This is a genomic window from Streptomyces sp. NPDC006510 (genome assembly GCF_040611955.1).
GTDB lineage: Bacteria > Actinomycetota > Actinomycetes > Streptomycetales > Streptomycetaceae > Streptomyces.
Genome location: NZ_JBEXPH010000438.1, coordinates 1 through 1,715, shown reverse-complemented (window position 1 = coordinate 1,715; position 1,715 = coordinate 1). Strand labels below are relative to the sequence as shown.

Annotated in this window: 1 pseudogene; it reads right to left on the bottom strand. The window is 66.1% G+C overall.

Annotated elements, in window-relative coordinates:
* Nucleotides 1–1,715, bottom strand: a pseudogene (locus tag ABZY11_RS44275) (hypothetical protein); the annotation flags it as partial.

The window sequence follows — 1,715 nt, the reverse complement described above, 5'->3', positions numbered from 1 at the left end:
ATGCCCTTGCGGGTGATGCGGGCGCGGATGTTGTCCCAGGTCAGGCCGAGGAGGGAGGCGATGAGCTGGATGATGCCCTTGAGGTCGAACTTCTGCGGGAGTTCGAGGCCGGCCTTGACGGCGGTGCCGAGCAGCCAGGAGACGACGCCGGTCTTGAGGTGGGTGGCGATGTTGGTGATGAAGAGGTTGAGGCCGGCGCCGACCGCCTTGACGAGGTTGCCCAGGAACCCGATGGGGTCCTTGATGATCTTCATGATCGCGGAGGCGGCCTTGGCCAGGATGCCGAGCAGGAGGTTCTTGAGTTCGTTGATCGTCTTGAGGGCGCCGACGATCGCGTCCTTCGCTTTCTGGACCAGGCCCTTGTTGGCTTCCTGGAGTTTCTTGATCTCCTCGTCGATCTTGTTCAGGGCCGCCGTGTACTTCGTGGCCAGGTCCTGGACCAGTTGTTCGGACTTCTCGTTGACCGTGGCTTCGAGGTCGTCGAACTTCCCGGCGAAGTCCTTCACGGCCTCCTCGCCGAACTGGCGGAGGTCGGCGGGGAGTTTGTCGACCTCGGCCTTGAGTTCCGTCCTGCCCTTCGCGATGCGGGCCTTCGCCTTGCCGAGTTCGGCGCCGATGATGTCGGCGACCGAGGAAATGACGGTCTGCATCTTTGCGACGTAGAGCTTGCGGGCTTCCTGGAAGAGGTCGTTGGCCTCCTTCGGCATGCCCATCAGCTTGTCCTTGGCCCACTTCGCCGGCCCGAACATGCCCGAGTAGCGTTTGTCCTTGTACTTCTTCATGCGGCGCTTGTGGTCGGCGGTGAACGCGTCCCGGGCCGCCTTCTCGCCCGAGGTGAATGCCTCATCCACCTTCTTGTCCAGACCGGACAGGGTGGTCTCGACGTCCTTCTTCGTCCCGTCGTAGACCTTCTGGAGCTTGGCCGTGACCTCGGCGCGCTTCTTCTCGTCCTTCGACTTCGTCTCGCCCTTGCCGCCGTCGACCTGCTTTCCCGCCGAAGCACGGGTCGCGGTCAGGGCGTTCATGGCCTGCGCCCCGGAGGCTGCCGCCCCCGCCTTCGCGGTGGAGAGCTGTTGGGCCTCGGCCGCCTTGCCCTTCGCGGGGGCCCTCGCCGAGTCCGCCTCCGCCGTCTTCTTCGTGGACAGGGCCTCGTCGAACTCCGGCTCGTTGCCCTTGGCCAGCTGTTCCTCGGTGACCTCCGCGTCCGCCATCGCCTTGTCGTTGGCGGCAGGTCCCCCGGAGAAGTCCGTTACGGAGGCGGGCTGTTGGGAGGGGACGGCGTCCGCTGCGGACGGGGCGCCCGGGTTGGCCGGTGGCTGGTCGGGGGTCATCGGGGTGACGGGCTTGTCCTTGGCCGCCGATGTGTCCGGCGGGGCCTTGGTCGCCGTGTCGATGTCCTTGGCCGAGGACTCCTTGCCGTCCGAGACCTTCCCGTCGACCTCGTCCTTGATCTTGTCGGCCTTGCCGGACTTGGAGAACTTGTCGGCATCGTCGAGATTCTTCGGCGCCTGCGCGTCGATCGCCTTGTTCACCGCGTCGATGAACGCCTGCTTGTTGAACTCACCGGGTTTCGCCGCGTTCATCTTCTCCGCGTTGGCCGCCTTGCCCTGCGCCTCCTTGTCGTCCGGGGGCGCGACCGCCGCGTCCTGTGCCGACTTCGACTCCGTGGCGGCGGGGGCGTGGGCGGCCAGGCGGACCTTCTTGGCCGCCACGTC